23 protein-coding genes are annotated in these 25,559 nt (G+C 63.1%); 7 read left to right on the top strand and 16 right to left on the bottom strand.

The genetic code is table 11. The features are described from left to right. Positions 1 to 122: 122 nt before the first annotated feature. The 4 genes from AQS8620_RS03905 to AQS8620_RS03890 form a co-directional block, all read right to left on the bottom strand. On the bottom strand, positions 123 to 896 hold the full coding sequence (locus AQS8620_RS03905; RefSeq protein WP_085835538.1) for a sugar phosphate isomerase/epimerase family protein: 774 nt from the start codon (positions 894 to 896) through the stop codon (positions 123 to 125). Further along, positions 893 to 2,347, bottom strand: a complete 1,455-nt coding sequence (gene hydA / locus AQS8620_RS03900; protein WP_085835537.1) for a dihydropyrimidinase — start codon at positions 2,345 to 2,347, stop codon at positions 893 to 895. The genes AQS8620_RS03905 and hydA overlap by 4 nt, the downstream gene beginning before the upstream one ends. Next, entirely contained in the window at positions 2,347 to 3,273 is a 927-nt protein-coding gene (locus tag AQS8620_RS03895; protein WP_085835536.1) for an N-carbamoyl-D-amino-acid hydrolase, read from the bottom strand. Before AQS8620_RS03895 ends, hydA begins: the two co-directional genes overlap by 1 nt. A gap of 63 nt (positions 3,274 to 3,336) precedes the next feature. Beyond that, entirely contained in the window at positions 3,337 to 4,062 is a 726-nt protein-coding gene (locus AQS8620_RS03890; protein WP_085835535.1) for an amino acid ABC transporter ATP-binding protein, read from the bottom strand. A 327-nt stretch (positions 4,063 to 4,389) separates the two neighbouring features. On the opposite strand from AQS8620_RS03890, the gene AQS8620_RS03885 reads away from it, so the two are divergent. Then, positions 4,390 to 4,803 (top strand): VOC family protein, encoded by a 414-nt coding sequence (locus AQS8620_RS03885; protein WP_085835534.1) that lies wholly within the window; start codon positions 4,390 to 4,392, stop codon positions 4,801 to 4,803. 31 nt (positions 4,804 to 4,834) lie between these two features. Continuing rightward, positions 4,835 to 7,099: a glycoside hydrolase family 3 C-terminal domain-containing protein gene (locus AQS8620_RS03880; RefSeq protein ID WP_085835533.1), complete on the top strand. Its 2,265-nt coding sequence runs from the start codon at positions 4,835 to 4,837 to the stop codon at positions 7,097 to 7,099. A gap of 61 nt (positions 7,100 to 7,160) precedes the next feature. On the opposite strand, the gene AQS8620_RS03875 is transcribed toward AQS8620_RS03880, so the two are convergent. After that, the gene (locus AQS8620_RS03875; protein ID WP_085835532.1) at positions 7,161 to 7,802 is read right to left on the bottom strand and encodes a ThuA domain-containing protein; all 642 of its coding nucleotides are present in this window, start codon (positions 7,800 to 7,802) and stop codon (positions 7,161 to 7,163) included. A gap of 11 nt (positions 7,803 to 7,813) precedes the next feature. Then, positions 7,814 to 8,914 carry a Gfo/Idh/MocA family protein gene (locus AQS8620_RS03870; protein WP_085835531.1) on the bottom strand — a complete coding sequence of 367 codons (1,101 nt, stop codon included), beginning with the start codon at positions 8,912 to 8,914 and terminating at the stop codon, positions 7,814 to 7,816. 260 nt (positions 8,915 to 9,174) lie between these two features. On the opposite strand from AQS8620_RS03870, the gene AQS8620_RS03865 reads away from it, so the two are divergent. Continuing rightward, on the top strand, positions 9,175 to 10,242 hold the full coding sequence (locus tag AQS8620_RS03865) for a LacI family DNA-binding transcriptional regulator (protein ID WP_085835530.1): 1,068 nt from the start codon (positions 9,175 to 9,177) through the stop codon (positions 10,240 to 10,242). Positions 10,243 to 10,302: 60 nt separating this feature from the next. On the opposite strand, the gene AQS8620_RS03860 is transcribed toward AQS8620_RS03865, so the two are convergent. Then, positions 10,303 to 12,714 (bottom strand): membrane-bound PQQ-dependent dehydrogenase, glucose/quinate/shikimate family, encoded by a 2,412-nt coding sequence (locus AQS8620_RS03860; RefSeq protein ID WP_200809587.1) that lies wholly within the window; start codon positions 12,712 to 12,714, stop codon positions 10,303 to 10,305. Positions 12,715 to 13,015: 301 nt separating this feature from the next. On the opposite strand from AQS8620_RS03860, the gene AQS8620_RS03855 reads away from it, so the two are divergent. The 4 genes from AQS8620_RS03855 to AQS8620_RS03840 all read left to right on the top strand — a co-directional run bounded on the left by AQS8620_RS03855 (position 13,016) and on the right by AQS8620_RS03840 (position 15,853). Further along, complete coding sequence (locus AQS8620_RS03855; RefSeq protein ID WP_085835528.1) at positions 13,016 to 14,248, top strand: glutathionylspermidine synthase family protein; 1,233 nt, start codon at positions 13,016 to 13,018, stop codon at positions 14,246 to 14,248. Between the two features lie 32 nt (positions 14,249 to 14,280). Then, entirely contained in the window at positions 14,281 to 14,868 is a 588-nt protein-coding gene (locus AQS8620_RS03850; RefSeq protein WP_085835527.1) for a DUF1190 domain-containing protein, read from the top strand. Positions 14,869 to 14,951: 83 nt separating this feature from the next. Continuing rightward, a complete protein-coding gene (locus AQS8620_RS03845) occupies positions 14,952 to 15,299 on the top strand; it encodes an MbcA/ParS/Xre antitoxin family protein (RefSeq protein ID WP_085835638.1) in 348 nt (115 codons plus the stop codon). After that, on the top strand, positions 15,299 to 15,853 hold the full coding sequence (locus AQS8620_RS03840) for an RES family NAD+ phosphorylase (RefSeq protein WP_085835526.1): 555 nt from the start codon (positions 15,299 to 15,301) through the stop codon (positions 15,851 to 15,853). The genes AQS8620_RS03845 and AQS8620_RS03840 overlap by 1 nt, the downstream gene beginning before the upstream one ends. 38 nt (positions 15,854 to 15,891) lie before the next feature. Here AQS8620_RS03840 and AQS8620_RS03835 read toward each other — a convergent pair whose 3' ends face one another. The 9 genes from AQS8620_RS03835 to AQS8620_RS03795 form a co-directional block, all read right to left on the bottom strand. After that, the gene (locus AQS8620_RS03835; protein WP_085835525.1) at positions 15,892 to 17,643 is read right to left on the bottom strand and encodes a tannase/feruloyl esterase family alpha/beta hydrolase; all 1,752 of its coding nucleotides are present in this window, start codon (positions 17,641 to 17,643) and stop codon (positions 15,892 to 15,894) included. A gap of 135 nt (positions 17,644 to 17,778) precedes the next feature. After that, positions 17,779 to 18,468, bottom strand: coding sequence for a fumarylacetoacetate hydrolase family protein (locus AQS8620_RS03830; protein WP_085835637.1), 690 nt, complete (start codon positions 18,466 to 18,468; stop codon positions 17,779 to 17,781). Positions 18,469 to 18,593: 125 nt separating this feature from the next. Then, positions 18,594 to 18,788 carry a YjiS-like domain-containing protein gene (locus AQS8620_RS16810; RefSeq protein ID WP_143267406.1) on the bottom strand — a complete coding sequence of 65 codons (195 nt, stop codon included), beginning with the start codon at positions 18,786 to 18,788 and terminating at the stop codon, positions 18,594 to 18,596. Positions 18,789 to 18,927: 139 nt separating this feature from the next. Then, positions 18,928 to 20,490 carry an acyl-CoA dehydrogenase family protein gene (locus AQS8620_RS03820; RefSeq protein WP_085835523.1) on the bottom strand — a complete coding sequence of 521 codons (1,563 nt, stop codon included), beginning with the start codon at positions 20,488 to 20,490 and terminating at the stop codon, positions 18,928 to 18,930. A gap of 33 nt (positions 20,491 to 20,523) precedes the next feature. After that, the gene (locus AQS8620_RS03815) at positions 20,524 to 21,396 is read right to left on the bottom strand and encodes an amidohydrolase family protein (protein ID WP_085835522.1); all 873 of its coding nucleotides are present in this window, start codon (positions 21,394 to 21,396) and stop codon (positions 20,524 to 20,526) included. 11 nt (positions 21,397 to 21,407) lie between these two features. After that, positions 21,408 to 23,222 carry a feruloyl-CoA synthase gene (locus AQS8620_RS03810; RefSeq protein WP_143267405.1) on the bottom strand — a complete coding sequence of 605 codons (1,815 nt, stop codon included), beginning with the start codon at positions 23,220 to 23,222 and terminating at the stop codon, positions 21,408 to 21,410. Then, positions 23,212 to 23,697, bottom strand: coding sequence for a MarR family winged helix-turn-helix transcriptional regulator (locus AQS8620_RS03805; RefSeq protein WP_085835520.1), 486 nt, complete (start codon positions 23,695 to 23,697; stop codon positions 23,212 to 23,214). Before AQS8620_RS03805 ends, AQS8620_RS03810 begins: the two co-directional genes overlap by 11 nt. Then, positions 23,694 to 25,016, bottom strand: a complete 1,323-nt coding sequence (locus AQS8620_RS03800) for a TRAP transporter large permease (protein ID WP_085835519.1) — start codon at positions 25,014 to 25,016, stop codon at positions 23,694 to 23,696. The genes AQS8620_RS03805 and AQS8620_RS03800 overlap by 4 nt, the downstream gene beginning before the upstream one ends. Further along, positions 25,016 to 25,558 (bottom strand): TRAP transporter small permease, encoded by a 543-nt coding sequence (locus AQS8620_RS03795; RefSeq protein ID WP_085835518.1) that lies wholly within the window; start codon positions 25,556 to 25,558, stop codon positions 25,016 to 25,018. Before AQS8620_RS03795 ends, AQS8620_RS03800 begins: the two co-directional genes overlap by 1 nt. Position 25,559: the final 1 nt, after the last annotated feature.

Genomic DNA, 25,559 nt, shown 5'->3' with positions numbered 1-25,559 from the left:
GATTGTGCTGCGGTGGCCATGATGTGTCATGTGCCGGTGTCGCGCTCCTGGAGGAGAAAAGAGACGCGAGAGGTCGGGGCTGTGCGGCAGGAACCCGCCGCCAGCAAAGGAAAATCAGGGTGTCAGACCAGATCTGCATCGCGGCGCGCCTCCATGAAGGCAAAGGCGGTTTGGGCAAACCGCACGTAGTCGCCGGGTGCGTTGTGCTCGGCGATCATGGCCGTGACCCCGCGCTGCGCGGCGCATGCCCAGAGCGCGACCAGGTCCAGAACGCCCGCACCCGGATCCGCCCAGCCCGCTTCGGTCAGGCTCGCCGTGGCGGGGGCGACATCCTTGAGGTGCATCAGGGTGAGATGCGGTGCGTGTTTTTGCAGCGTTGCCAGCGGGTCACCCCCCGCGCGCGCGATCCAGCCGACATCGGCCTCCCAGTCCACGCCACTTTCAAGCAGGATATCCAGCGGCGTCAGCCCGCTTGGCAAAGGCGCCAGCTCGACGTCGTGATTGTGCCACGCAAGGCGAAACCCCTTGCCCGCCAGCAGGGCGTTCAGCGCGCCCAGACGATCGGCAAGCTGGCGCCAGTCGTCCTCGTGCAGGGGGCGGTCCTGGGGCAACATATCGCCGGCCACCAGCGTCTTGATCCCCAGCGTCTCGGCGATCCGCAGGCAGGCCAGCGGCCTGTCCAGCAAGGTTGCGACGTTGAAATGCCCGCTCGCGCAGGACAGGCCAAAGCGATCCAGCAAGCGGCGCATCTGCGCGGGGTGCGCATAGCTGTCGCAATGGGGTTCGACGTTGGTAAAGCCGATTTTGGCCAAAGTTTCGAGCTGGGTTTCAAGCGGCGGAAAATTGCGGCTCGAACTCAGTTGAAACGAAAACGGATGGTCAATGGTGCCCGTCATCGCAGCTGCGTGCCAAAGTTTTGCGCCGGGTCGAATTCGGGCGCGGTAAAGCCGGCCTTGCCGCGCAGATCCACCGCTGCGCGTGCGAAAAACCGCCCCTGCCCTTCCTGCGCCATCAGCGTGCCATGCGACACGATCGTGGCCCCGCGGTTCATCACCACCTCCGGCACGCCGGTCAGCTCCATGCCCTCGAACGGCGTGTAATCCATGTTGTCATGCTGGTCGGCCTGCACCACGGTGCGCGTCACCTGCGGGTTCCAGATCGCGATATCGGCATCCATGCCCGGCGCGATGCGTCCCTTGGTCGAGCAGCCGAAGGTCTTGGCGGCATTGGTTGACGACAGGGCGACAAACTGCTCGGGGGTGATGCGCCCCTTCACGACACCTTCGGAAAACAGATAGGGCAGCCGCGCGGCAATGCCGGGCATCCCATTGGCAATCGCGGGATAGGCCACATCGCGACCATTCAGGAATTTCCCTGTGTCATCGGCGCGGTAGGGGGCATGATCGCTGGACACGCTTTCAAAGGTGCCCATGGCGACATGTTTCCAAAGCGCATCCTGCGTGTCGGCGCCGCGCAGCGGTGGCGAGCAGATATATTTCGCCCCCTCCATGCCCGCGCGGTCCAGATCGTCGCGCGTCAGCGCCAGATATTGCGGGCAGGTTTCAGCAAAAAGCTTTGCGCCGTTGAACTTTTCGCGCCGCACGATCTCGGCGCCGCCAGCGGTAGACACATGGACGATAAACAAAGGCGCATCGACCAGTTTGGCCAGTTGGATCGCGCGGTTGATCGCTTCTTCTTCGGCCAGTTGGGGGCGGGAAATCGCGTGATATTTCGGCGCGCTCAGCCCTTTGTCGGCCAGCCGGCGGTTCATCCATTTCACCATGTCGTTGTTTTCGGCATGGACCATGGTGATCGCCCCGTGATGGCGCGCCACCTCGAGAATATCGAGCATCCCGCCATCGCCAAGGTTCATCAGATCATAGGTCATGAAAACCTTGAAACTGGTGATCCCGCGCGCAAAGGCCCGTGGCAGCTGGTCGTGCAGCACCTCCTCGGTGGGGTCGGACACGATCAGATGATAACTGTAATCCAGCACGGAGCGCGCGCCGCGCGCGTCATAGGTCGCGATCACATCGTCGATGGACTGGCCGCGCTGCTGCGCTGCAAAGGGAATAAAGCTGGAATTGCCGCCAAAAGCCGCCGAAATCGAGCCCGAAAGATAGTCATCCGCCGTCATCACGCCTGCGGAACTTTCCTGTGCGATATGGGCGTGGGCCTCGATCCCGCCGGGCAGAACGAGGCGACCACCGGCGTCAATGCGCGTCTCGCCGCCACTCAGTTTTTCCGCGACGGCGGCGATGCGCCCCTGCGAAATCCCGATGTCGCCGCTAAATTGACCATCGGCGGTAACGATGGTGCCCGAATGGATGACCGTATCAAATTCCATCATTCTGGTGCCTCGACGCCGGTCTGCGTGGTGATTTTGGTGTAATGTTCGACCCGGCGATGGGCGGCGAAATTGAAGACGGTGGATTTGCCGAAATCGCATGTGGCGAAATCCGCTTGGGCCACGATCAATTCATCGCCCTCGCCCTGCGCCCGGGCAATCACGAAGCCGTCCGCATCGACAATGATCGAACCGCCGATCATGTGGTTGCCATCCTCGGTGCCGCATTTCGCAACGGCAATCGCATAGGTCGAATTCTGGTAGGCCCCTGCGCAGACGGACAATTCATGGTGGTAGAGCCGCTTTTCCAGCCCCTCGTCCGAGCTGAGATTGTTTTGCGAGGGCGTGTTGTAGCCGATGGTGACAAGTTGCACGCCTTGCAGCCCCAGAACGCGCCAGGTTTCGGGCCAGCGGCGGTCATTGCAGATCGCCATCCCCATCAACACCCCCTGATTGCGCACCACGTTGAAACCGCTGTCGCCCGCAAGAAAATACCGCTTTTCAAGGTGTTGGTGACTGCGCTCGGGTTCGAATTCCGCATGTCCGGGCAGGTGGGTCTTGCGATATTTCTGCACGATCTTCCCGGCCGGGGACACCAGAATCGAGGTATTGAAGTGCTGTCCCTCGGGCGTCAGTTCGCAATAGCCAAAGGTAAAGCCCATGCCGTAGCTTTTCGCGCGCGCAAACAGCGGCGCAGTGGCGGCATTGGGCATTTCGGTCTCGAACCAATGGTCGAACTCGGCGCGATCCTCAACGTAAAAGCGCGGGAAAAATGTGGTCAGCGTCATCTCGGGATAGGCCAGAAACGTGACGCCCTTGTCATGGGCTTCATCCATCAGCGCCAGCATCCGCGCCACAACCTCTTCGCGCGTTTCGGCGCGCTGGATGCCACCGATCTGCGCGGCCCCAATCATCATTTTCGTCATCGTCAGGTCTTTCGATTTTATAGGTCAGTGCGGGGGCCTTGCGGCATCCCCCGTTGGAAGCGGTCAGGACACATGCGACAGGAATTCGCGCAGGCGGCTGGATTTGGGATTGCCAAAGATCTCCTCGGGGGGGCCTTGTTCGACGACCACACCGCCGTCCATAAACACCACGCGGTCCGCGGCCTCGCGCGCGAAGGCCATTTCGTGGCTGACAACCAGCATGGTCATCCCCTGCTCTTTCATGTCCTTCATCACCTTCAGCACAGAGCCCACCAGTTCGGGATCAAGCGCCGAGGTCGGCTCGTCAAACAGCATCACTTTGGGGTCGAGCGCCAAAGCGCGGGCAATCGCGACCCGCTGTTGTTGCCCCCCCGACAACTCGCTTGGCATGGCCTGGGCTTTATGGGCAAGACCGACCTGTTCCAGCAGGGCCATCGCCTTTTCTTCGGCCGCGGCGCGGTTGCGTTTGAGCGCGTATTTTTGCGCAAGCACCACGTTTTTCAGCACACTCATATGGGGATAAAGATTGAAGGATTGAAACACCATGCCCACCTGCTGGCGCATGGCATCCAGATCTTTGCGCGGGATATCGGTGATGCGGCGGTCCTCGATGAAAATCGCGCCAGATGTCGGTTCTTCGAGGCGGTTACAGCACCGCAGCATCGTCGATTTCCCCGACCCCGAGGGGCCGATCACAAACACCAGCTCGCCGCGATGAACCTCCAGATCAATCGAACGCAGGACTTCGATCTCGTCGAAGCGCTTTTCAAGCGAGCGGATCTCCAACATGGGTCTGGGCTGGGGCATGGGATGTCTTTCTTGCGTTGCGACAGGCAGCAAAATGCCCGCTGTCTTCGTGATCCTAGATAGCCACGGGTCGATACATAAATCGAGCAAATGTAAATTATAGAAAAATACAATTAAGTTATAAATCGCGAGCGGCGGGGCCCCACCTGTCCGCCCGTTTAGCCATTAACACATTGAAATAAATTAAAAACCGCTTGATTGGCGCACAGGTGCCACGGCGCGGACCTTGGCGCGGTCGGGAAAACGCCTGCTTGTTTACTGCTCAATTTGCGCGCATCCCGAAGCGGTATCAACCGCAAGAGGACCATCATGCGCTCTGCTTTTCACCTCGCCTATCATGTCACCGACCTTGAGGCCGCCCGCGACTTCTACGGTCGGATCTTGGGTTGCACCGAAGGTCGCAGCGCCGAAACCTGGGTCGATTTCGACTTTTTCGGTCATCAATTGTCGCTGCACCTTGGCACGCCTTTCACCGTCACGCGCACGGGCAAGGTTGGCGATCATATGGTGATGATGCCCCACCTGGGCGCGGTCCTGCCGCTGGACGACTGGCGCGCTCTGGCGGCGCGCCTGCAACAGGCGCAGGTTGCTTTCGACATTCCCCCTGTCGTGCGCTTTGAAGGCGAGCCGGGCGAACAACGCACGATGTTCTTCTTTGATCCCGCCGGGAACCCGATTGAAATCAAGGGCTTTGCCGATTTTGACGGGCTGTTTGCCCACTAGCCTTTTCGCCTTGTACAGCCACAGGACCGCCATGACCGATTCCACCGCCACCCCGCCAGACCCCATCGCCGCCAAACTGACCTTCGCGCGTGGGCGCGATTACTGGACCACGCAGGCCGCGCCCGAGATCGGGTTGCGCGCCCTGCGCTTTGCCGACGGGCCGCATGGGCTGCGGGTGCAGGACGACGAAAACCCCGACCACCTCGGACTTGAACGCAGTGCGCCGGCCACCTGTTTTCCCCCCGCCGTCACGCTGGCCTCCTCATGGGACGCGGCGCTGATCGAAGAGGTCGGCGCCGCCCTGGGACGCGAGGCACGGGCGGCGGGGGTCGATGTGGTGCTGGGGCCGGGGCTGAATTTGAAACGCAGCCCCCTGTGCGGGCGCAATTTCGAATATTACTCCGAAGACCCGATGCTGTCGGGGTTGCTGGCGGGGGCCTCGGCGCGCGGCATTCAAAGCGTCGGCGTCGGCGCCTGCCTGAAACATTTCGCCGCCAATTCCCAGGAAGGCGACCGCAACCGCATCAGCGCCGATATCGACGAACGCAGCCTGCGCGAACTTTACCTGCGCAACTTCCAACTGGCGCTGGAGGCCTCGGGGGCGTGGTCGATCATGACCTCCTACAACCGCATCAACGGGTTGCACGCCTCCCAGGATCCGTGGCTGCTGACGCAGGTCTTGCGCGAGGAATGGGGGTTTGACGGTCTGGTGATCTCCGATTGGGGCGGGGTTTATGACCCCGTTGCCGCGCTTAAGGCGGGAATGGATCTGCGCATGCCCGGCGGCGCGCTGGATGACCGCCTGATCGCCGCCCATGCCAGGGGCGAGATCGCTGAGGGCGATCTGGACCGTGTCATCGCCAACACCACACGTTTGGCCGAGCGCACCCGCCCGCGCGACACCGATGTGCCCCCCGATGTCGAGGCCCATCACGCGCTGGTGCGCCGCGCGGCCGCCGAGTCCAGCGTGTTGTTGAAAAACGACGGGGTTCTGCCGCTCGACCCCGCCAGATATCCCAAAGTCGCCATTCTGGGCGAACTGGCCCGCACGCCGCGCATCCAGGGTTCCGGCAGCTCGCGCGTTCATCCCCGCAGGGTCGTGGCGCCGCTCGATGTGCTGCGCGAGCGCCTCGCGCAAAGCGGGGCGCAGGTGGCCTTCGCCCCCGCCTACGGCTTGCAAAACGGCCCCGCCGATGCGGCGCTGATCACAGAGGCCCTACAGGTGGCCCGCGACGCTGACATCGTGCTGCTCTTTTCCGGTCTCACCGATGCCGCCGAGGCCGAAGGCAGCGACCGCACCCATATTGACTTGCCAGATCAACAGCTTACCCTGCTCGCAGCGCTGGCCGACTGCGACACGCCCCTCGTCGTTTCTCTGGCGAACGGGGCCGTTGTGCGCAGCACGCAATGGCGCGATACGGCACAGGCCATCGTGGAATTCTGGCTCAGCGGTCAGGCCCATGGTGAAACGGTCGCCGATGTGTTGCTGGGCGATGTGCCCCCCGCCGGACGGCTTGCGCAAACCATCCCCCGGCGCCTTCAGGACACGCCCGCCTTTCTCGATTTCCCCGGCGAGCACCGCCATGTGCGCCACAGCGAGGGCCTGCACATCGGCTATCGCTGGTATGATGCGCGCGACCTTGCCGTTGACTACCCCTTCGGGCACGGGCTGTCCTACACCAGCTTTGACTACGAGGAGCTTGAAATCGACGTTCGCGCCAGTGACGACGACATCGCCTTTGTCGCCCGCCTGACCCTGCGCAACAGCGGGGCGCGCGCGGGCAGCGAGGTCGTCCAGCTCTACGCAAGCGACCCCAGCACCGCCTATCAAACACCCCCGCGCGAGCTGCGTGGCTGGCAAAAAGTCCACCTGGAGGCGGGGGAGTCCTGCGCCGTCAGCATCCCCGTCAAACGCGCGCATCTGGGGCATTGGCACAGCGGCCTCAAACGCTGGGTCTTTGCGGGCGGGCCGATGACCCTGCACGTCGGCGCCTCCTCGCGCGACCTGCGTCTGACCTGCGAAACCGAGCTTCACGGCGAAGCACTGCCCGTGGTGTTGACGCCTTGGTCGCTGTTTGGCGAGTGGATGCAGCACCCCGTGATGGGCCCGCGCATCGAGGCGCTCTTTGCAAGTCGGGGCGGTGTGAAGGGCCGCGCGGGCGATCTGTTGAGCGATCCTGCCGGACGCAACACGGTCTACATCAACCCGCTTGCGATGCTGGCGCAATTCCCCGGCGTGCCGCTGGATCAAAGCGATCTGGAAACCCTCTGTGCAGAGGCGGCGGCGCTGGCGTAACACCGCGCGCCGCCCCACCTTGCACAGCCCCACCTTGCACAGTCTGGGGGCCGCGGCGCGCCTAGCGCGCCGCCCAAGCCGCCCCTTGGGTAAACAGGCGGCGCATTTGCGGGTGATCGAATTCCGCCGCCTTATGCCCCAGCGCCGAGTAAAACACCCGCCCCGCGCCAAAGCGCTTTTTCCACGCGACCGGCATCACCGTGCCCGCCGTCCAAGGGTCATGCGCACCGCTGAAGGTGGTCGTGGCCAACACCTCGATGGCGGGATCGACATGCAGGTAATATTGCTCGGAGGTATAGGTGAAATCGCTGATGCCCTGCATGACGGGATCGTCTGGCCGGGTGATATTGACGTCATAGGTGATCACATTGCCCGGATGGGCGACAAACTGGCCGCCAACGATATACTGGAATTCGCTGCAGTCGCGAAAGCTGTCGCCAATCCCGCCGTGAAACCCCGCAAGCCCGACACCGCTGGCGATCGCCTTGCTCACAGTCTGGCCCATCTCGCGGCTCATCTTGCCCATGGTCACGATCGGCACAAGCAGGCTGAGGTCGCTCAGATCCGTTTCACCAAGGGCCTGGACACCTTCCTCGACACGGACCTCAAAGCCCAGCCCGATGAGAATATCCTCAACAATCCGCGCGCAGGCCTGCGGTTCATGGCCCTCCCATCCGCCCCACACAATCAGTGCTTTTTGCATGGTCTTTCTCCCTATTTCGCAAGTTTCATATTGACCAGATCGCCCGCCAGTGCCTCTGGGCGCGCGGTGGTCGTGGTCAGGGTCACAGCCGCGCCGCGTTCAGAGGACTCCATGATGGCTTCCATCACCTCCAGCACATGCAGGGCCAAATCGCCGCTGGCGCGATGGGGGCGATCATTGCGAATAGCATAGGCCATATCCGCCACGCCGATCGCGCGGTAGTTGCCATCGCTATAAGGCAAATCAATCGCGACATCGCGAAATTCACCACCCTTTTCAATGAGTTGGACCGCGCCGCCAAAGCCGTTTGGATCGGGCACCAAAAGCGTGGCCTCAGTGCCGTAGACCTCGAGCGGGCTATGTTTGTGACCCGCGACATCAAAGCTGGTGGTCAGGGTGATCACCGCCCCGTTGGCAAATTCCAGCAAAGCCGAAATATGGGTCGCGACCTCGACGGCGATACGCTCGCCCTTGCGCGGCGCGCTGGTGATGAGGCGCTCGGTGCGCGGCAGGGTCGCAACCCCCGTCACCCGCGCGACAGGGCCGCACAGATTCACCAGATCGGTGATGTAATAGGGCGCCATATCCAACAGCGGGCCACCCCCCTTCTGGTAGTAGAAATCGGGGTTCGGATGCCAGCGCTCGTGTCCGGGGCACATGAAGAACGCCGTGCCGCCCACCAAGGGGCCAAGCGTGCCGGCATCCACGATCGCGCGCGCGGCCTGATGCGCCCCGCCAAAGAACGTGTCGGGCGCTGCGCCGATGCGCAGACCCCGCTGCGCCGCCGTCTCGACCAGCGCCTTGCCCTGCGCAAAGCTGACCGCCAGCGGTTTCTCCGAATAGGCATGTTTGCCCGCCATCAGGCTCTGTGTGGCAACCGCCGCATGGGCCTTGGGGATCGTGAGGTTGACGATAATCTCGATGTCGGGATCTGCGTAGATATCCTCGAGGCTGCGCGCCCTCACGCCGCAATCCTGCGCCTTGGCCACCGCCAGATCGGCGTTGAGATCGCCAATGCCGCGCAGGTCGAGAATGTCGAATTCGGCGATCCCCTTGAGGTAGGTGTCGGAAATATTCCCGCAGCCAATAAGGCCGATACCGACGGTTTTCATAGGTGTCTCCCTGTGGGTCTGGCCGAAATCAGCGCCATTCGGCCGGTGTCTTTCGCTGTCAATCGAGCGCAGGGGAGTGCCCCGCGCCCGCCCGAAAAGCGTCTTTTGGGCGATATACGGGTCATGCAATCGGTTGCAGTGCTGATGTCACAAGCGATGCCACAGGCAAAATTGCATTGCAACAGGTTTTTGCAACCGATTGCACAGTGCCCCGCGCTGCCCTATGGTTTGCGCGCCAAAGACATCCAGCGGAGCAGGCCATGCAGGACAATTCAGTGCGCATCAAAGACGTGGCGCGCGTTGCCGGTGTGTCGACCTCGACCGTCAGCCGCACCCTCACGCGGCCCGACAAAGTGTCCCGACACACCCGCGATATCGTGCAGGCGGCGGTGCAGGAAACGGGCTATCGCTTCAACCACGCGGCCAGCAACTTTCGCAAGCAACGCACCGGCACCATCGCCGCCTTTATTCCCAATATCGCCAACCCCTATTATCCCGACATCCTGAGCGGCCTCGCGGCGGGCTTTGCCGATACGCCCTACACGCTGGTGACCGTCGACACCGCCGCAGGGCAGGAGGCCGAGCGGCTGGCCCGGCCCTATTTCGACAAACGCCGCGCCGATGCGCTTGTGGTCACCGCAGGCAGTCTTGCGCCCGCGCTGCTCACCGCCTGGCGCGCCGATGGTCAGGCCCCGCCCGTTGTTGAAATCGGCGAAGGTCCCGACCCCGCGCAAAACCCGCGCGTCAGCATCCGCAACGCCGAGGCCGCAGCGCAGGCCGTGGCGCATCTGGTGGCCTTGGGCCACCGCCGGATCGGCTTTGTAAACGGCCCCCAAAGCTACACGAGTGCGGCGCGCCTTGCCGGGGTTATGGGGGGGGAAGACGCCCGCGCCCGCGTGACCTGGACCACCAGCGGCCCGCTCGGGTTTGCGTTTGGCCAGAGCGCGGCGCGCGAGTGGATGGGCCTGCGCGACAGGCCGACGGGGGTGTTTTGCGCAACCGATGTGCTCGCCTGTGGTTTCATCGGCGAAGTGATGCGCAACGGCCTGCGCGTCCCGCAGGACGTGTCGGTCATCGGCTTTGACGATGTGGAGGGCATGGCCTATCTGCACCCCGCGCTGACCACGATCCGCCAACCGCGTTTCGCGATGGGGCAACGGGCCGCTCAGATGGTGTGTGAATTGCTCGACACGCCCCGACAGGAACTTGGCGGACAGGAGCTTGGCGAAACGGTGATGGCCGTCACCCTGGTGGTGCGCGACAGTACAGGCGCGCCCCCTGCGTCCTCGCAAGACGACCGCGGCGTGCCGCGCGCCCGTCAGGGCTGAGGGCAAAGCCAAACGGGCTGGCCGCCCTTTGGGACGGCCAACCCGATCTTTTGTGGACGCCTAGCTTTCGGGCAAAGCGTAGGCGATCAGGTCATCGCCGCGATCGGGCGATTGGCGTGCGCCGCCTGCCGAAATCACGATATACTGACGGCCGTCTTCCTCGCTGATGTAGGAAATCGGCGTCCCTTGCGAGCCGACGGGCATGCGCGCTTTCCAGACTTCCTTGCCGGTCGCGCTGTCAAAGGCGCGCAGGTAGTAATCCTGCGTGGCGGCGAAGAAAATCAGGCCGCCCTGGGTCGCGAGCGAGCCCCCGATCGTGGGCATCCCCACAGGCATCGGCAGACGCATTTTCATCCCGAACAGAACCGTGTCCTGAACCGTGCCCAGCGGCGCTTCCCAGGCAACGCTCTGGCTGTCCATGTCGATTGCCGTCAGCGTGCCGAAGGGCGGTTCCTGACAGGGAATCCCGAGCGGCGAGAGAAAGCGGTTCTTGTTCACCGAATAGGGCGTGCCCTTCAGCGGAACGCCGCCCATCACCGTGTTGACCGCTTCCGAACCGTTCGAGGCGGCAGCGCCCGCTTCCTGCTCGGACATCTGCACCCAGAGGCCCAGACGCATGTCGTTGATGAAAATGGTGTTTGCGGTCGGATCATAGGACAGACCGCCCCAGTTCATCCCGCCCAGCGACCCGGGAAAGGACAGCGACACATCGGTGTCGGGCGCGGTAAACAGCCCCTCGTAGCGGTAGCCCTTGAAAATAATGCGGCACATGAGCTGGTCGAACGGCGTCGCCCCCCACATGTCCGCCTCGCTCAAAAGCTCGGCACCGATCTGCGGCATGCCCACGGATTTGGGTTGGGTGAGGGAATATTTCTCATCGGGAATGGTCGCCGCTTTCACCGCCACCTCTTGGACCTCCGTCAAGGGCTGCCCTGTGAGGCGGTCCAGCACAAACACCTGCCCCGCTTTGGTGCCAAACACCAGCGCCGGCGTGCCCTTGAAGTCGATCAGCGTCGGCTGCATCGGTACGTCGAAGTCCCACAGATCGTGGTGCACGGTCTGGTACACCCATTTCTCGTTGCCGGTGGTCGCATCCAGCGCCAGCATCGAGGCCCCGTATTTTTCGTCCTCGGGGGTGCGCTCGACGCCCCAAAGGTCAATCGCCGCGTTGCCCACGGGCATGAAGACCGTGTTGCTGTCAGCATCATAGGTCATCGGCGCCCAGACGTTGGGAGTCGAGCGGGTATAGGCACTTTGGCCTGCCGGCGCGTCGCGATCCGACGGATTGCCCGGATCAAAGGCCCATTTCATGTCGCCGGTAATCACGTCAAAGCCACGCATCACACCGCCGGGCATATCAAGCGCCACGTTGTCGGCCACACGACCGCCCACAACCACGGTGGTCCCTGCCAGCGTCGGCGGCGAGGTCAGGGAATAGAGCGGCGCTTGCGCATCGCCCAACCCCTGTTTGAGATCGACCGTCCCATCGGTGCCAAATCCGGCACAGAGCGCACCGGTGTCCGCATCCAGCGCCACAAGAACCGCATCAATCGTGTTCATGAAAATGCGACGCTCGCAGCTTTCACCTTCGGGCAATGTCACGGGTGTCACGGGCGTTGCGCCGGGCAGGCTCGGCGTGGGCAGGGGCGCGGTGGCATCGAAATAGGCCATCCCGCGACAGCGCACCCAGGTGCGCGTTTCGGTCGGGAAGTCATGGCGCCAGTTTTCGACACCGCTGGTGGCGTTGATCGAAATCACCGTATTGTTGGGGGTGCAGAAAAACAGGTCCGTGCCGACCTGCAAGGGGGTGCCTTGGTCCTCTGCGCCGCCACCATTGGGGCTGACGGGCGTGTCACCTGTGTGGAATGTCCACGCAACTTCAAGGTCTTGCACCGTTTCAGGCGTAATCTGGTCAAGCGCGGCAAAGCGGTTTTCATCGCCATTCGCACCGTAGCTGCGCCAGTCTTTGGGCGCATCGGCGGGCGCGGGCGTCGTGCCTGCGGCCACGTCGAAATTATGCTGACCGTGGGGGATGAACATGCCCCAGCCCATGCCGACCACCGCCACAAGGGCGACCGCCGCAAGGCCCAGCATCGCACCCGACAAGGCAGGACGTCCTGCGCGTCTCAGCGTCAGCGGATGCAGCGCCAGAACGGCGACAAGCGCACAGAGGAAGGTGAAAATCCGCGCATGCAGCGCCCAGAAATCAAGGCCCGCTTCCCAAAAGGCCCAAATGACCGTCAGCGCGAAAGCGATGAGGTAGATCACCGCCCCCGAGGGCGCGCCGCGCGCGATTTGAACACCAGAGGCGATCAGCGCGAGCCCCACGAGAAGGTAGTACCAGCTGCCGTCGCGCGCGATCAGCATCGCACCGCCACCGGCAAGCCCTAGTCCGACAAGCGCGACGAGCGCTCCGAACAGGATCATCAGCCAGACAAGTGGCCGTGAAGGGGGGGAAGTATTATCGGTCATATCAGGTCCCATCGAGGTCAGACAAAGCGACACCGAGCCGAAAGACCGTCATCCCTGTCTTTCCAAGACAACGTCCGGCTCAAATGAACTAAACGTTTAATTTCATCTTCGCGCCTGCGCCACAAGGGTTGAGATGCAGGCCAAGGGTGCAAAGATGCACATTGGGACATGAGATATTTGCGCGACGGAACCCAGCGACGGCCCCAGCGACGGGCCCCCGCCACAGGCATCTGGTTTCTTTGTCCCAAACCCCCTAAAAGCATCCAAAGGCAGGCGGAGCTTTGGGGAGGCGACACAACGCATGGAAAAAATCACGCTGGCCGAACGGCCACATTGGCGCGACCACGCCCAAGAGGTCGGGTTCACCTTTGCCGATATGCACGGCGCGCCCTATTGGGACGAAACCTCCGCCTATGCCTTTTCGCTGGCGCAGATCGAAGACGATATCGAAGACCCCGCCACCCAATTGCACGCAATGTGCCGCGAGGCCGTCGCCCGGATCGTGACCAGCGAGGAATTGCTGGACCGGCTTGCGATTCCCCCCGCGCATCGCGATCTGGTAGCGGCAAGCTGGCACCGTGAGGACCCCGAAATCTACGGTCGGTTCGATCTGGCCTATGACGGGCATGGCCCTGCCAAGCTGTTGGAATATAACGCCGATACGCCGACATCTCTCTATGAAACTGCCGCCTTTCAATGGCAGTGGCTGGAGGATCAGATCGCCGCTGGCGTCCTGCCCCAAGGCAGCGACCAGTTCAACGGGCTGCATGAGGCGCTGGTGGCGCGGTTCAAGGACCTGTTTCCTGCGCAAAGTGATCTCCATTTCACCGCTGTGGCAAACAACCCCGAAGATTACGCCACCGTGGAGGCGCTTGGCTGGGCGGCGCGCGAGGCGGGTCTGGGCGCGCATTACTGCGATCTCGACAAAATCGCGCTCAGCAAGGATGGCCAGTTTCTGGACGACGAGGACCGCGTGATGGGGGTCTTGTTCAAACTCTACCCTTGGGAAGACCTGCTGCGCGACGCCTATGCCGACCACATCGCCACTTCCAACTGCCTGTTTCTTGAACCCGCCTGGAAAGCTGTCCTGTCCAACAAGGGCCTGCTGGCGGTGCTGTGGGAGATGTTCGAAGGCCACCCCAACCTGCTGCCCGCGTTTTTCGAATGCGACATCGAGGCGGCCCTCGCCGGTCACGGCGCGCCCGCACCGCAGGTGGCCGCCGCCTTCGAGCGCGCAGCGCACCAGCTTTCAGCGGGGCATGTGCGCAAGCCAATCCTGTCGCGCGAAGGCGCGTCGGTGGAAATTTTTCAGGACGGGGCGATGCTTGAGCGGGCTTCGAATACCGCCTACGCCGAGCACCCCCGCGTGATCCAGGCCTATGCGCCCTTGCCGCAGTTTGACGGGTTTCGCCCCGTCATCGGCGCCTGGATCGTCGGGCAGGCCTGCGCAGGGATCGGCATCCGCGAGGATGAATCACGCATCACCCAAGACCTGTCGCGCTTCAAACCCCATGTCATCACTGCGGACAACTGATCGCACAACCCACTGATACAAAGGCCAATTCAATGACCAAACGTTCCAGCCGCGTTGCGCTGACCATTTTGGGCGCTGCCGCTTTCACCCTTGCAGGCTGCCGCGACGAACCTGTCGACGCCGAAGCCTTTCCCGATCTGCAAAGCTGCACCGAAGCGGCCAATATGGGGGGGCTGTTTTCCAGCAGCGACTGCGAAACCGCCTTTGCAGAGGCCGAAACGCTGCATGTCGAGGCCGCCCCGCGCTACGACAGCCTTGAAGTCTGTCAGGAACAGCACGGCGTTGACGCCTGTGGCACCGAAGCCGCCGCCACACAGGGCGGATCGGGCAGCATTTTCATGCCGCTCATGGCCGGGTATCTGATGGGCAATATGCTTGGCGGGCGGGGCGGCGCGGGGGTCGCGGCCAGCCAGCCGCTCTATAAAAACGGTCAGGGCGGGTTTACCAATGCCGCCCGCACGACCAGTTTTTCCAGCAATTCCGGCAAGGCCAACCTTAGCGCATCGCAATTCACCCGCCCCGCGGCCACGGCGGGCAAGCCGCCGATGTCGCGCGCCACGGCCACCTCGCGCGGCGGGTTTGGCAGCGCGGCGGGCACGCGCACGGGCTTTGGGGGCTAGACCACAGCGCCCGCCCGCGCGCCCTTGAAATTCAGTGGATTTCACGCTATGTAGAGTGAAATCCACCGATGAAAGGGCGGGCGATGATTACCGATTTTTCCGATGGCACGCTGTTTGACCCCAAAAAGATCGCCGGCTTGCTGCGCACCTCTTCCGAGGAAGTGGCAATGACCGTCGGTCTTGGCAAGGATGCGCTGCAACGGCGCACACGGATCGAATCCGACAAAACCCAACGCCGCCTGCGCGAACTGGTCGAGGTGCTCAACAAGGTTCAGCCGCGCTTTGGCTCGCAGCTGATGGCCTATGCGTGGTATCGCTCCGAGCCGCTTGCAGGGTTTGACGGGCGCACGGCCATGCAGCTTGTGCAGGACGGAAAAGCCCAGCAAGTGCTTGAGTATATTGACGCTGTGGATGCCGGTGTCTTTGCCTGATGCCCCCGCCATCCCCGCCTGGTGATCCGCTGTCCGAGGGGCGGTTTCGCGGCACGCTCTATCGCGCCCTCAACCCCGTCTACGCCCGCACGCCCCTTTCGGGGCGCGGCGCAGAACGCTACGGCGGGCGGTTCAACCCCAAAGGGATGGCGGCGCTCTATACCGCGCTCGATCCGGCGACGGCCCTGCGCGAGGCCAATCAGGTCGGGGATTTGCAACCCACAACACTGGTTGCCTATCGCGCTGATATCGGGCCGGTTTTCGACACACGTGATCGCGCCGCCCTGTCGCACTACGGGCTCGGGGAGGCCGATCTGGGGGCCGCGGATTGGCGCAGCGCCATGCTTGACCAGCGCCCTGTGCCCACGCAGGACCTTGCGCGCGCGTTGAGGCGCGCAGGTTTTGCGGGCCTTCTGGTGCGCAGTTTCGCGCGCAGCGGCGGCAGCGGACAGACCGCGCCACCGCTCAATCTGGTGCTTTGGGACTGGCACAGCCCAAGCGCAGAACTTGGCGTCATCGACGATGAAAACCGCCTGGATCTGCGCCCCGAATAGATGTCGCAGCCCCGAGCGGTCGCGGCTGCGACAAAGGATCACTCGTCGGTGAACGCATAGGGTGCAAAGAAATCTGCCCCCGGCCAGTCGCGCAGATGCACGATTTGCGCCGCCTCGCCTTGGGACCAATGCGCGGCGTCATAGACATCGCCGCTGCCGTCCCAGACCGCTGTGAACGGATAGGGGTAAACGGGGCGGGTCATGTCGGGCAAGCGCGACGCCGCTTGTTTCAACGCCCCCTTGGGCGCGGCGTCGCCCGTCGGTTCAGAGCCTGCAAATTGCGGCGCGCCAAAGCTGGTGGTCGTGCTGGAGGAGGTCGTCATCACGGCCTGCGGCGCGGTGCCGTTTTCCACCCAAGCCATCATCGGCGTCAGCAGGTCCAGATTGCTTGGTCCCTCGCCATTGCCGCAGTGGCCGACACCGGGCAACAGGTAGAGGCGCTCGAAGCCATCGACCGTCTCGGCGCCCATCTGCGCGATCATGCCGCTGTGCAGCGCCAGCGTATTGGCCGGCGAGATGTGGGGATCGGCCAACCCGTGCCACAGGATCAACTTGCCCCCCGCCGCTTCAAAACGCGACAGGTCGGTATTGGTGGCATCATACAGCGTGTGACGCGCGCGCAGATCGTTGAGGGTCTCTTCGCTAAAGTCGAAATCCGCGAGCGTCGCATCGGGGCGCGCGGGATCGAAGGCGAGATATTTGATCACGGGCGTCGCGGCCATCGTGCTCATGAGCGCGCCATCGCGACTGTCGGCCACATAGACACCGGCCCAGTTCAGTTCAGACCCGTATTGGGGCTGACCGGCGGTCAGATGCGCCCCCGTTGTCGCATCAATCGGCCCCTCGTAAAAGCGGCGCGCAACATCCGCCTCGGCAGGTGTCAGGCAGGCGGAGGTGTCACTGGCCCCCGCGGCGCAGGTGATCGTATCGAGATCGAAGAGACAGGCGCTGGGGTCGGAAATCAACCCGTCCGTGGCCCCGTCCACAGGGTCACAGGCCGCAACCACCGCGTCATGCAGGATCGGCAACCGATCCGAAAGCAGGATGATCTGACCGTTTTCATCGGTGTTCGCATCGGCCTGCCAGCCGTGGTAAAGTGTGTTTTGCACCTGAAACAACATCGCCGGCGCACCGGCGATCACACCGTCGAAATCTTCGGGAAAGCGCATCGCTTCCATCAGGGCTTCGCGTCCCCCGTCCGAGCAGCCGTTGAAATAGGCATACGCCTGCGCCTGACCGTAGAAATTGGCAATCAAAAGCTTTGCGGCTTTTGCGGTCAGGTGCTGGGCAAGATAGGCAAAATCCTTGCGCTGGTCGGTGTTCTCGCCCCAGCTGCCATCGTCGCTAAAGCCGCCGCTATGCCCCATGTCGGTCGCCGCCATCACGAAGCCGCCATCGTTGAGGATCGCGCAGTCGTTGGACGCGCCCGAGCGCAGGGTAATCGAGCCGCACAGCCCCCCGCATCCGACCTGCAAATAGCGCTGCGTCCAGGTCTCGAGCGGCAGAACCACCTCGAAATTGATTTGCGGCGCAAGCGTCCCCTCGACGGCGCAAACCGCCACATCGCCCGACGTGCCCTCTTTGGCGGCGGTGATCGCGCTGCCTTCGCCACCAATGGCCGTCATGTCCACATCCATCAAGGCGGCGCAGCTGATAACGGGGGGTACGACCGCAAGCTCGGCCGGTCCCTTGATTTGGGCAACGGCGGGCAAGGCAAGCGTCGCCCCGATCAAAAGGGTCACAACCCCGCGTGACAGGGTTTTCAGCGGCACAAGGTGGCAAGATATCATGGTGGGCAATTCCTCCGGTCTGCAAGAGATGGCAAAGCGCAGGTCGCGCTTGTCACCCCGTTCAACGCAGGGGCGCCACGTTTCCGGCGCGCCCCTGCCTGTTTTACACCGGGGCAACGGTACCGGGGCAGCGGTCTAGGCGCGCGCATAGCGCAGGCTAAGCGGCGCAAGCCCGTCAATCCGCCCCTCAAGCCGATCCCCCGGTTGCACGCGGCCCACCCCCGCAGGCGTGCCCGTCATGATCAGATCCCCCGCCTGAAGGTGATAGAAGCGCGACAAATCCGCGATGATGTCGGGGACCGACCAAATCATATCCGCCAGCCGCGCCGTTTGACGCAGGCTGTCATTGACCGACAGGCTGATGGTCTGATCGCCCAGCGGGCCAAACGCGCTGGCCTCTGTCAGCGGTGCGATCACAGCGGAGTGTTCGAAATTCTTGCCCAGATCCCACGAGCGGCGCTTGTCTTTGGCCTGCGCCTGAAGATCGCGCCGCGTCATATCCAACCCGCAGGCATAGCCCCAGACACAGGCCTGCGCCTCGGCCGCGCTGATCTGGAACGCGGGAGCGCCAAGGGCGACGACCAATTCCATTTCGTGATGGAAATCCTGCGTGGCGGGGGGAAAGGGCAGGGTCTGGCCCGAGGCCACGACCGAACTGGCATCCTTCATGAAATAGAACGGCGCCTCGCGGTCCACCTCATGGCCCATTTCCTGCGCATGGGCGGCATAGTTGCGCCCGACACAAAAGACACGGTGCACCGGAAACGCACCGCGCGCGCTCGCAAGGGTGACCGCAGGTTTGGCGGCAAACAACAGGCTATCCATCTCGTTTCCTTCGCAGATCGCATTTTGCCGCATCCAACGCCTCCCGCCCCCCAAGCGCAAGGGGCAGGCACGAAAAAACCCCGCCAGAAACCTGACGGGGCCGTGTCTGTGGTGCTGATTGCGCCTTAGCACATCGCGCGGACCGACTCGCGCAATGTCGCACGGGTCAGGCCAAGATCGGCCAACTCGCGGTCGGACAATTCGTTGAAGGCCTGCAGGGTGCGGTATTGCGCAAAGGCCGCTTTGAAACGGGCGCTAAAGCCCGCAAAACCTGTTGCAAAGCCGGTGGTTGTGGTCGCTGTTTGGGTCAGGGTCGCCATGTGGGACATCCTTTGGTCTGTTGACCGCCCATGTCGCGGTCGCCTCTGTCTGACCCTGTGATAGCGGTAACGGCGCCCAACCACCAATGCCGCTTTCCAATGCCCGCCATGCGTTTTGGACGTAGCTTGTGCGCGCGGCTCAGAACTCGGGCATCGCGCCGCGGGGCTGCGTCGTTGCAAGCCGCTGCGCCAGATGGTGCAGCTTGGCCCCATCAAGAGACCGATCGGCCACCTGCGCAATCTTCACCCAGACCGCGCGGAAAAACAGATCCGCCGTCATCTGGGCAAAATCATGGGCAAACGGGCTGGGGTCATCGACGGCCTGAACCTGTGCCATAAACGCCCGCCATGCGTCGCGTTGCGCTGCGCAACCCTCCCCTGCGAGCTGTGCGATCAGATCGAGGAAATGCGCAGCGCCCTGCCCGCGCCGCAGGTTGCGGCTGGCCGTGGTCAGCGCCTGAATGCCATTCGCGCCCTCGTAGATCGCCGTGATCCGCGCGTCGCGCCAAACCTGAGACAGCCCGTATTCTTCCAGATAGCCATACCCGCCAAGCACTTGCAGGCCCAGATCGGCGCTTCGACTCCCCGCCTGAGTGGCGAAAATCTTGCACAGGGGGGTGAGGAAATCGGCCAGATCGGGGCGCTCCCCCACCGCCAGTTCGACAAGCGCGATGTGGCACATGGCCCGCGCGCCAATGGCCAGCGTGTCCTGCGTATCAAGCATCCGCGCCACATCGGCGTGATCGGCCAGCACCGCCTCGGACCCGTCCGCGCGCCGTCCCTGCCTGCGCGCCGCGGCGTAGCTCCGCGCGATATCGGCGGCGCGCGCCGCATGGGCCACCCCTTGCAGGGCCACATCCAGACGCGCGTGGTTCATCATCGTGAACATCGCCGCCAGCCCCGCGCCCTCCTCACCGATCAGCTCCGCAGGGGCGGCGTCAAAGGCAAGCTGGCAGGTGGGGGAGGCATGCAGCCCCAGTTTTTCCTCGATCCGCGTGACGCTGATCGTTGCCCTTGCGGCGCGACTGTCGCACAGGAACAGCGACAGGCCGCGTGTCCCGCTGTCGGGCGCACCGCTGCGCGCCAGCACAAGGTGAAAGATCGCCGCGCTCAGGTCCTGATCCCCGCCGGAGATGAAAATCTTGTCACCCGTGATCTGCCAGCCTGCATCGGTTTTGCGCGCGCGCGTGCGAATGCGGCTCAAATCCGACCCTGCCCCCGCCTCGGTGAGGCACATGGTCGCCAGCATCTCGCCGCGCGCCAGCGCGGGGATGAAACGCGCCTGCTGGTCCGCGCTGCCATGGCTGCGCAGCGTGGACACCGCGCCGGGCACCAGATTGCAGACCATTTGCAGCGCGTGATTGGCCCCCGAAAACACTTCCGACACCGCCGCCGCCGTCAAAGGATCAAGCCCCATGCCCTCAAAGCCTTCGGGCACGCAGCGCCCCTGCCACCCCCCTGTCACAAGCTGGTCATAGGCCTCGCGAAAGCCGTCGGGCATGACGACGCGCCCGTTTACAAGCCGCGCGCCCTGCCGGTCCCCCACCGCGTTCAGCGGCGCCAGGACGCCCTCGGCAAAGCTTGCGAAATGCGACAGCACCTCCTGGCTGGTCGCCGCGTCAAACCCCGCCAGCCGGTCCGCGCCCGCGACATGGGTCAGGCTAAAGACAATATCATCCACAGGCGCTGAAAATTCTTTCATCGCGGCATCCTCGTTAAAACCCTCGGGCGCGGATCAGGACACCCCGAGCAGGCGCATGGCGTTTTCTTTCAAAATGAGCGGGCGCACCTCGTCGCGAAACGGTGCCTGATCAAAGGCATCAAGCCATTTTTCCGGCGCGATCATCGGCCAATCCGAGCCGAAGAGCATCTTTTTCTTGAGCATGGTGTTGGCGTAACGCACCAGAATTTCGGGGAAATATTTCGGGGACCAACCCGAGAGATCGATGTAGACATTGGGCTTATGGGTAGCAACCGACAGCGCTTCTTCCTGCCAGGGAAAGGACGGATGCGCGAGGATGATCGGCATGTCGGGGAAATCCACCGCCACATCGTCGATGAACATCGGGTTGGAATATTTCAACCGCATGCCGTTGCCGCCGCGCATCCCCGAGCCCACGCCGGTCTGCCCCGTGTGAAACAGCGCCGGTTTGCCCGTCTCTGCAATCGCCTCATACAGGGTGTAGGCGTTGCGGTCGTTGGGGTAGAATCCTTGCATCGTGGGGTGGAATTTGAACCCCTGAACGCCGTGGTTTGCCACCAGATCGCGCGCCTCACGTGCACCGAGTTTGCCCTTGGCGGGATCGATGGAGGCAAAGGGGATCAGGATGTCGCTATGGCGTGCTGCCGCCTCTGCGACCTCGTAATTGGAATAGCGCCGATAGCCGGTTTCGCGTTCGGCATCGACGGGAAAAATCACCGCCGCGATGTTTTTCGCGCGGTAATGAGCCGCCGTTTGATCGATCGTGGGCGGGTGTTCCCACGGCGCCTTGAAATATTTGGCCATCGCCGATTGCAGATCGTCATAGCCGTCATCGGCGTGGCACCCACAGCTTTCCTCGGCATGGGTGTGAAAATCAATCGCGCGCACGGAGGCGAAATCTACCATTTTATGTCTCCTCAGACGCGGATCAGCGCCGGATCGTCGTTGTCGTAAAGCCGCTCGAGCAAGGCTGCGCGGCGGGTGATGATCTTGCGGGTGTTGAGCGAGCCCTTGTCGGTCACTTCCCCGTCCTTGAGCGAGGGCGGTTCGGCCAGCACCAGCGCGCGGCTGATCCGCTTGGCACTGCCCGTCGCGCCGCGTGCCAGCGTGCTCAGGACCCTGTGGATCTCGGCCATCAACGCCTCATCGACGCAGGCACCCTGCGCGGTGTTCCCGTCGTGAACAGCCTCGGCCTTGGGAAAGACAAACAGGCCGATCTCGCCGCGATCATGGCCGCAAACGACCACATCCGCCACCAATCCGCGCAGCGCCTCGATCGCCGCCACGCGCAGCTGTCCGGCCTGCACCCAGGTGCCGGTCATCAGTTTGAAATCTTCGGACACGCGCCCGTCAAAGACCAGCCCGCGGTCGGGGTCCTGCGTGTCCACAAAGCGCACCGCATCGCCGGTGATCAGGAACCCTTCCTCGTCAAAAGCCGCTGCGCTTCTTTCGGGATCATCGAAATAGCCGCGCATGACATTGGGGCCTTTGACACGCATTTCACAGCGCATCTGCGCATCGGGGATCAGTTTGACTTCGGTACCGGGCAAGGGCACGCCGATCACGCCAGAGCGCCCGATGGGCTCGTGCAACATCACCGTTGCGGGCGCCGTTTCGGTCATGCCCCAGCTCGAGATCATCAGCGGCAACCGCCCCTGCACCTCAAGCGCCATTTCCTCAAGCCGTGTCCACACATCCTGGGGCAGGGAGGCCCCTGCGTAAAACAGCATGTCGAGGTCGTTAAAATAGGCGCGGCGCAGGTCAAGGTCGCTTTCCATCGCCTGCACGAGCATCGAAAATCCGACCGGAACGTTGAAAGCCAGCGTGCCGGCGTGGGCTTTGATGTTCTCGATTGTCGTGGCAAAGCCCGATTTCGTCGGCTTGCCGTGGTCAATGTAAAACGAGCCACCATGCGCGAGCATCATGTTGACGTTATGGGAGCCGCCAAAGACGTGATTCCACGGCAGCCAGTCACAGATTTTAGGCGCGCGTTCGCAAATGAACGGCAAAACGCCCGCCATTTGCACTTGATTGGCGCACATCATGCGCTGCGTCGTCAACACCCCTTTGGGATCGGAAGACGAGCCGGAGGTGAACAGGATTTTCGCCAGACTGTCCGGCCCCGTGGCACGGTAGGCGGCATTCAGATCGACGCTGCCATCGCCCTTTAGCAGTTCGCAAAAGGGGGTAACCGCGCGCGGCGCACCCTCGGTTTTGACCGCAACCACCTCGACGCCTTCCAACTCGCTGCGCTGCAAGGCACGCGCATAGCGCGCGGCGTCATCGACAAAGACCATCGCCGGTTTGACCTTGTTGAGGACATAGACCAGACGGCCATGCGCCTCCTCGATCAGGGAATATTGTTCGGCCATCGGCACGGTGGGCACGCCGATATATTGCGCCGCAAAGGACAACAGCGCGTGATCGACCCCGTTGCCCGACAGAATGCAAATCGGCGTTTGCGCGTTCAGACCGCGCGCAAGCAGCGCGCTGGCGATCTGGCGCACTTGGCTTAGAACCGCGCCAAAGCTTTCCTCGCGCCAGCCCGCGCCCGCGCGTTCGGCCAAAAACACCCGCGCCTCGGCCTCGCGCGCCCAGTGGTGCAGCCAATCGCCGGTCTTGTCGACCACCGGGCCCAATGCATGACCGCTGCCAAGATAGATCTGCCCGTTGCGCAGGGTCTGGCGCACCGAATGCGGGGCCAGCGTCAAACCCGTGACATCATTTTTCATCGCTCGATCCCTCCGTGCTGCCCAATCCGTGCAGCATCGCCCGCAGGCTTTCCTTGTCGTCATCCGTTAAATTCGCCAGCAATCTGGCCTCGTGCAGACGCACCCGCGCCTCCACTTTTTTCCACAGGGCCTGCCCTTTGACGGTCGCGCGCAGCGCATAGGAGCGACGGTTTCCCGCAACGCGGTTGCGCGCGATCAGATCGGCTTCTTCCAGCTCGTCAACCAGAACCACCACGCCCGAGCGTTCGATCCCCAAGGCCCCGCCCAGCTGTGTCTGGGTCAGATCAGGGTTCTCCAGCACGATGGCGAGAGCGGAAAAGGTCATGATTTTCAACCCGAAAGGCTCCAGCGTCGCGCTCATGTCGGCGCTGACGTTGATATAGGCGCGCTTCATGTTGTAGCCGACGAACTGGCGCAGCACCGTGTCGCTGATCGTGCCCGGCGCCGCGTCGCTTGCGGCTTTGCGCGCACTCATGAGGTCACCACCTGCACCAGCCAGTAGCTGAGCCATGGGAAGGCCACGAGAATGGTGATGCGGATGAATTCCGCGCAAATGAAGGGCACCGCGCCGCGAAAGATCTCGCGTGTCGCAATGTCCCTGGCCATCGTCGAGATGACAAAGAGGTTCATCCCGACAGGCGGCGTGATCATCCCCATTTCCACCACCACCAGCGTGATAATGCCAAACCACATCGCCTGTTGTTCGGGCATCATGCCGAAATCCAGCGCCATGATGGTGGGGAAAAACACAGGCACGGTGAGCAGGATCATCGACAGGCTGTCCATCACGCAGCCCATGATCAGGTAGAACACGATCATCCCGATCAGCACCACCATCGGCGCGATATCGGCCATGGCGAAATACTGGGCCACTTCGGCGGGCATCCGGCTAAGCGCCAGCGCCACGTTGAACACATCCGCGCCAAACACGATGGCAAAGATCATGGCCGAACTTGCCGCCGTGTCGATCAGACAGTCGATCAACCCGCGAAACGTCAGGCCGCCGATTGTCACGCCCATCACCAGCGTCATCACCACCCCGACCGATGCGCCTTCGGCGGGGGTGAAAAAACCACCGTAGATACCGCCCAGAACCACGACGAAAATCAAGACGATGTGCCAGATCCCCCCCAGCGAGCGCAGGCGCGTCGCAAGGTCCGCCTTGTCGCCGGTCGGCCCTTCTTCGGGGAACAGCCGCACATAGATCGCGATGGCGATGAAAAACCCCACGACCGCCAGAATGCCGGGCAAAGTCGCGGCCAGAAACAGTTTGACGATGTTTTGCTCGGTGAGCAGCGCGTAGATGATCAGCACCACCGAGGGCGGAATGAGAATGCCCAGCGTGCCACCCGCCGCCAGCGACCCCGCCGAGAGAGCACCCGAATAGCCGTGCTTGCGCATCTCGGGCAACGCCACCCGCGCCATGGTCGAGGCAGTGGCAAGCGAGGAGCCCGAAATTGCGCCAAACATCGCACAGCCCGCAACCGAGGCCATGGCCAAACCGCCGCGATAATGCCCGATCCACGCATTCGACGCGCCGAACAATGCCGCAGAAATCCCCGTGCGCGTCGCCAGATGCCCCATCAGGATGAACAGCGGCACGATGGCAAATTCGTAGGACATGAATTTATCGACCCAGCTGGTCGACATATAGGCCACAAGCGCGCCGGGGCTGGCAAGGACCATATAGCCCGCGGCCCCCACCGCGCCCATCGCAAAGGCAATCGGAGCGCGTGCAAAAATCGCAAGCAACAGCGCAAGCGTCATCAAGACGGCAATGGTAAAAGCGTCCATCAGTGGAACTCCCGCTTGCCCGCCAGCATCGGCAGGCTCGTCAAAACAGCGACCACAGCCGACAGGCCGGTGCCAAAGACGGCGGGCACATAGACCCACCAGATCGGCGCGCGCAGCAACATCGTGCGGTCCCCGTAATCCTTCAATTCCAGCATCCCGTGGCTCAGACGCCAGGCCAGAAACGCCCAGACCAGCCCAAACAGCAGCATCCAGACACCGTCCAGCGCGCGCCGCGCCGGCAGAGGCATCCAGCCGGTGAACAGATCGACCATCACATGGCCGCGCGTGAACTGGCACAGCGGCAGGAACAGCGAGGCACAGATCGCGCAGGTCAGTTCAACCAGCTCGAAATCGCCGCGAATACCGCCAACGCCGATATTGCGCATCACCACCGACGCCGTGACCGCGCAGGCGGCGAGAAAAATCGTGAGCCCCCCCAAAGCGGCACTGGCCACACAGAGCTGGCGCAGGGCGCGAAACAGGGGGGTGTGCCCCCCCTGCCCCATGTCCTCAACCGCTTCTTTGACAAGCAGTTCAGCCATG

This window comes from Aquimixticola soesokkakensis (genome assembly GCF_900172375.1).
In the GTDB taxonomy this organism is placed as follows: domain Bacteria; phylum Pseudomonadota; class Alphaproteobacteria; order Rhodobacterales; family Rhodobacteraceae; genus Aquimixticola; species Aquimixticola soesokkakensis.
This window is presented reverse-complemented; position numbering and strand designations above follow the sequence as displayed.

What these genes read in the sequence shown, in the direction of transcription:
- AQS8620_RS03905 (WP_085835538.1), bottom strand. Translation starts at nt 896, where the DNA reads ATGACGGGCACCATTGACCATCCGTTTTCGTTTCAACTGAGTTCGAGC.
- hydA (WP_085835537.1), bottom strand. Translation starts at nt 2,347, where the DNA reads ATGGAATTTGATACGGTCATCCATTCGGGCACCATCGTTACCGCCGAT.
- AQS8620_RS03895 (WP_085835536.1), bottom strand. Translation starts at nt 3,273, where the DNA reads ATGACGAAAATGATGATTGGGGCCGCGCAGATCGGTGGCATCCAGCGC.
- AQS8620_RS03890 (WP_085835535.1), bottom strand. Translation starts at nt 4,062, where the DNA reads ATGTTGGAGATCCGCTCGCTTGAAAAGCGCTTCGACGAGATCGAAGTC.
- AQS8620_RS03885 (WP_085835534.1), top strand. Translation starts at nt 4,390, where the DNA reads ATGCGCTCTGCTTTTCACCTCGCCTATCATGTCACCGACCTTGAGGCC.
- AQS8620_RS03880 (WP_085835533.1), top strand. Translation starts at nt 4,835, where the DNA reads ATGACCGATTCCACCGCCACCCCGCCAGACCCCATCGCCGCCAAACTG.
- AQS8620_RS03875 (WP_085835532.1), bottom strand. Translation starts at nt 7,802, where the DNA reads ATGCAAAAAGCACTGATTGTGTGGGGCGGATGGGAGGGCCATGAACCG.
- AQS8620_RS03870 (WP_085835531.1), bottom strand. Translation starts at nt 8,914, where the DNA reads ATGAAAACCGTCGGTATCGGCCTTATTGGCTGCGGGAATATTTCCGAC.
- AQS8620_RS03865 (WP_085835530.1), top strand. Translation starts at nt 9,175, where the DNA reads ATGCAGGACAATTCAGTGCGCATCAAAGACGTGGCGCGCGTTGCCGGT.
- AQS8620_RS03860 (WP_200809587.1), bottom strand. Translation starts at nt 12,714, where the DNA reads ATGACCGATAATACTTCCCCCCCTTCACGGCCACTTGTCTGGCTGATG.
- AQS8620_RS03855 (WP_085835528.1), top strand. Translation starts at nt 13,016, where the DNA reads ATGGAAAAAATCACGCTGGCCGAACGGCCACATTGGCGCGACCACGCC.
- AQS8620_RS03850 (WP_085835527.1), top strand. Translation starts at nt 14,281, where the DNA reads ATGACCAAACGTTCCAGCCGCGTTGCGCTGACCATTTTGGGCGCTGCC.
- AQS8620_RS03845 (WP_085835638.1), top strand. Translation starts at nt 14,952, where the DNA reads ATGATTACCGATTTTTCCGATGGCACGCTGTTTGACCCCAAAAAGATC.
- AQS8620_RS03840 (WP_085835526.1), top strand. Translation starts at nt 15,299, where the DNA reads ATGCCCCCGCCATCCCCGCCTGGTGATCCGCTGTCCGAGGGGCGGTTT.
- AQS8620_RS03835 (WP_085835525.1), bottom strand. Translation starts at nt 17,643, where the DNA reads ATGATATCTTGCCACCTTGTGCCGCTGAAAACCCTGTCACGCGGGGTT.
- AQS8620_RS03830 (WP_085835637.1), bottom strand. Translation starts at nt 18,468, where the DNA reads ATGGATAGCCTGTTGTTTGCCGCCAAACCTGCGGTCACCCTTGCGAGC.
- AQS8620_RS16810 (WP_143267406.1), bottom strand. Translation starts at nt 18,788, where the DNA reads ATGGCGACCCTGACCCAAACAGCGACCACAACCACCGGCTTTGCAACA.
- AQS8620_RS03820 (WP_085835523.1), bottom strand. Translation starts at nt 20,490, where the DNA reads ATGAAAGAATTTTCAGCGCCTGTGGATGATATTGTCTTTAGCCTGACC.
- AQS8620_RS03815 (WP_085835522.1), bottom strand. Translation starts at nt 21,396, where the DNA reads ATGGTAGATTTCGCCTCCGTGCGCGCGATTGATTTTCACACCCATGCC.
- AQS8620_RS03810 (WP_143267405.1), bottom strand. Translation starts at nt 23,222, where the DNA reads ATGAAAAATGATGTCACGGGTTTGACGCTGGCCCCGCATTCGGTGCGC.
- AQS8620_RS03805 (WP_085835520.1), bottom strand. Translation starts at nt 23,697, where the DNA reads ATGAGTGCGCGCAAAGCCGCAAGCGACGCGGCGCCGGGCACGATCAGC.
- AQS8620_RS03800 (WP_085835519.1), bottom strand. Translation starts at nt 25,016, where the DNA reads ATGGACGCTTTTACCATTGCCGTCTTGATGACGCTTGCGCTGTTGCTT.
- AQS8620_RS03795 (WP_085835518.1), bottom strand. Translation starts at nt 25,558, where the DNA reads ATGGCTGAACTGCTTGTCAAAGAAGCGGTTGAGGACATGGGGCAGGGG.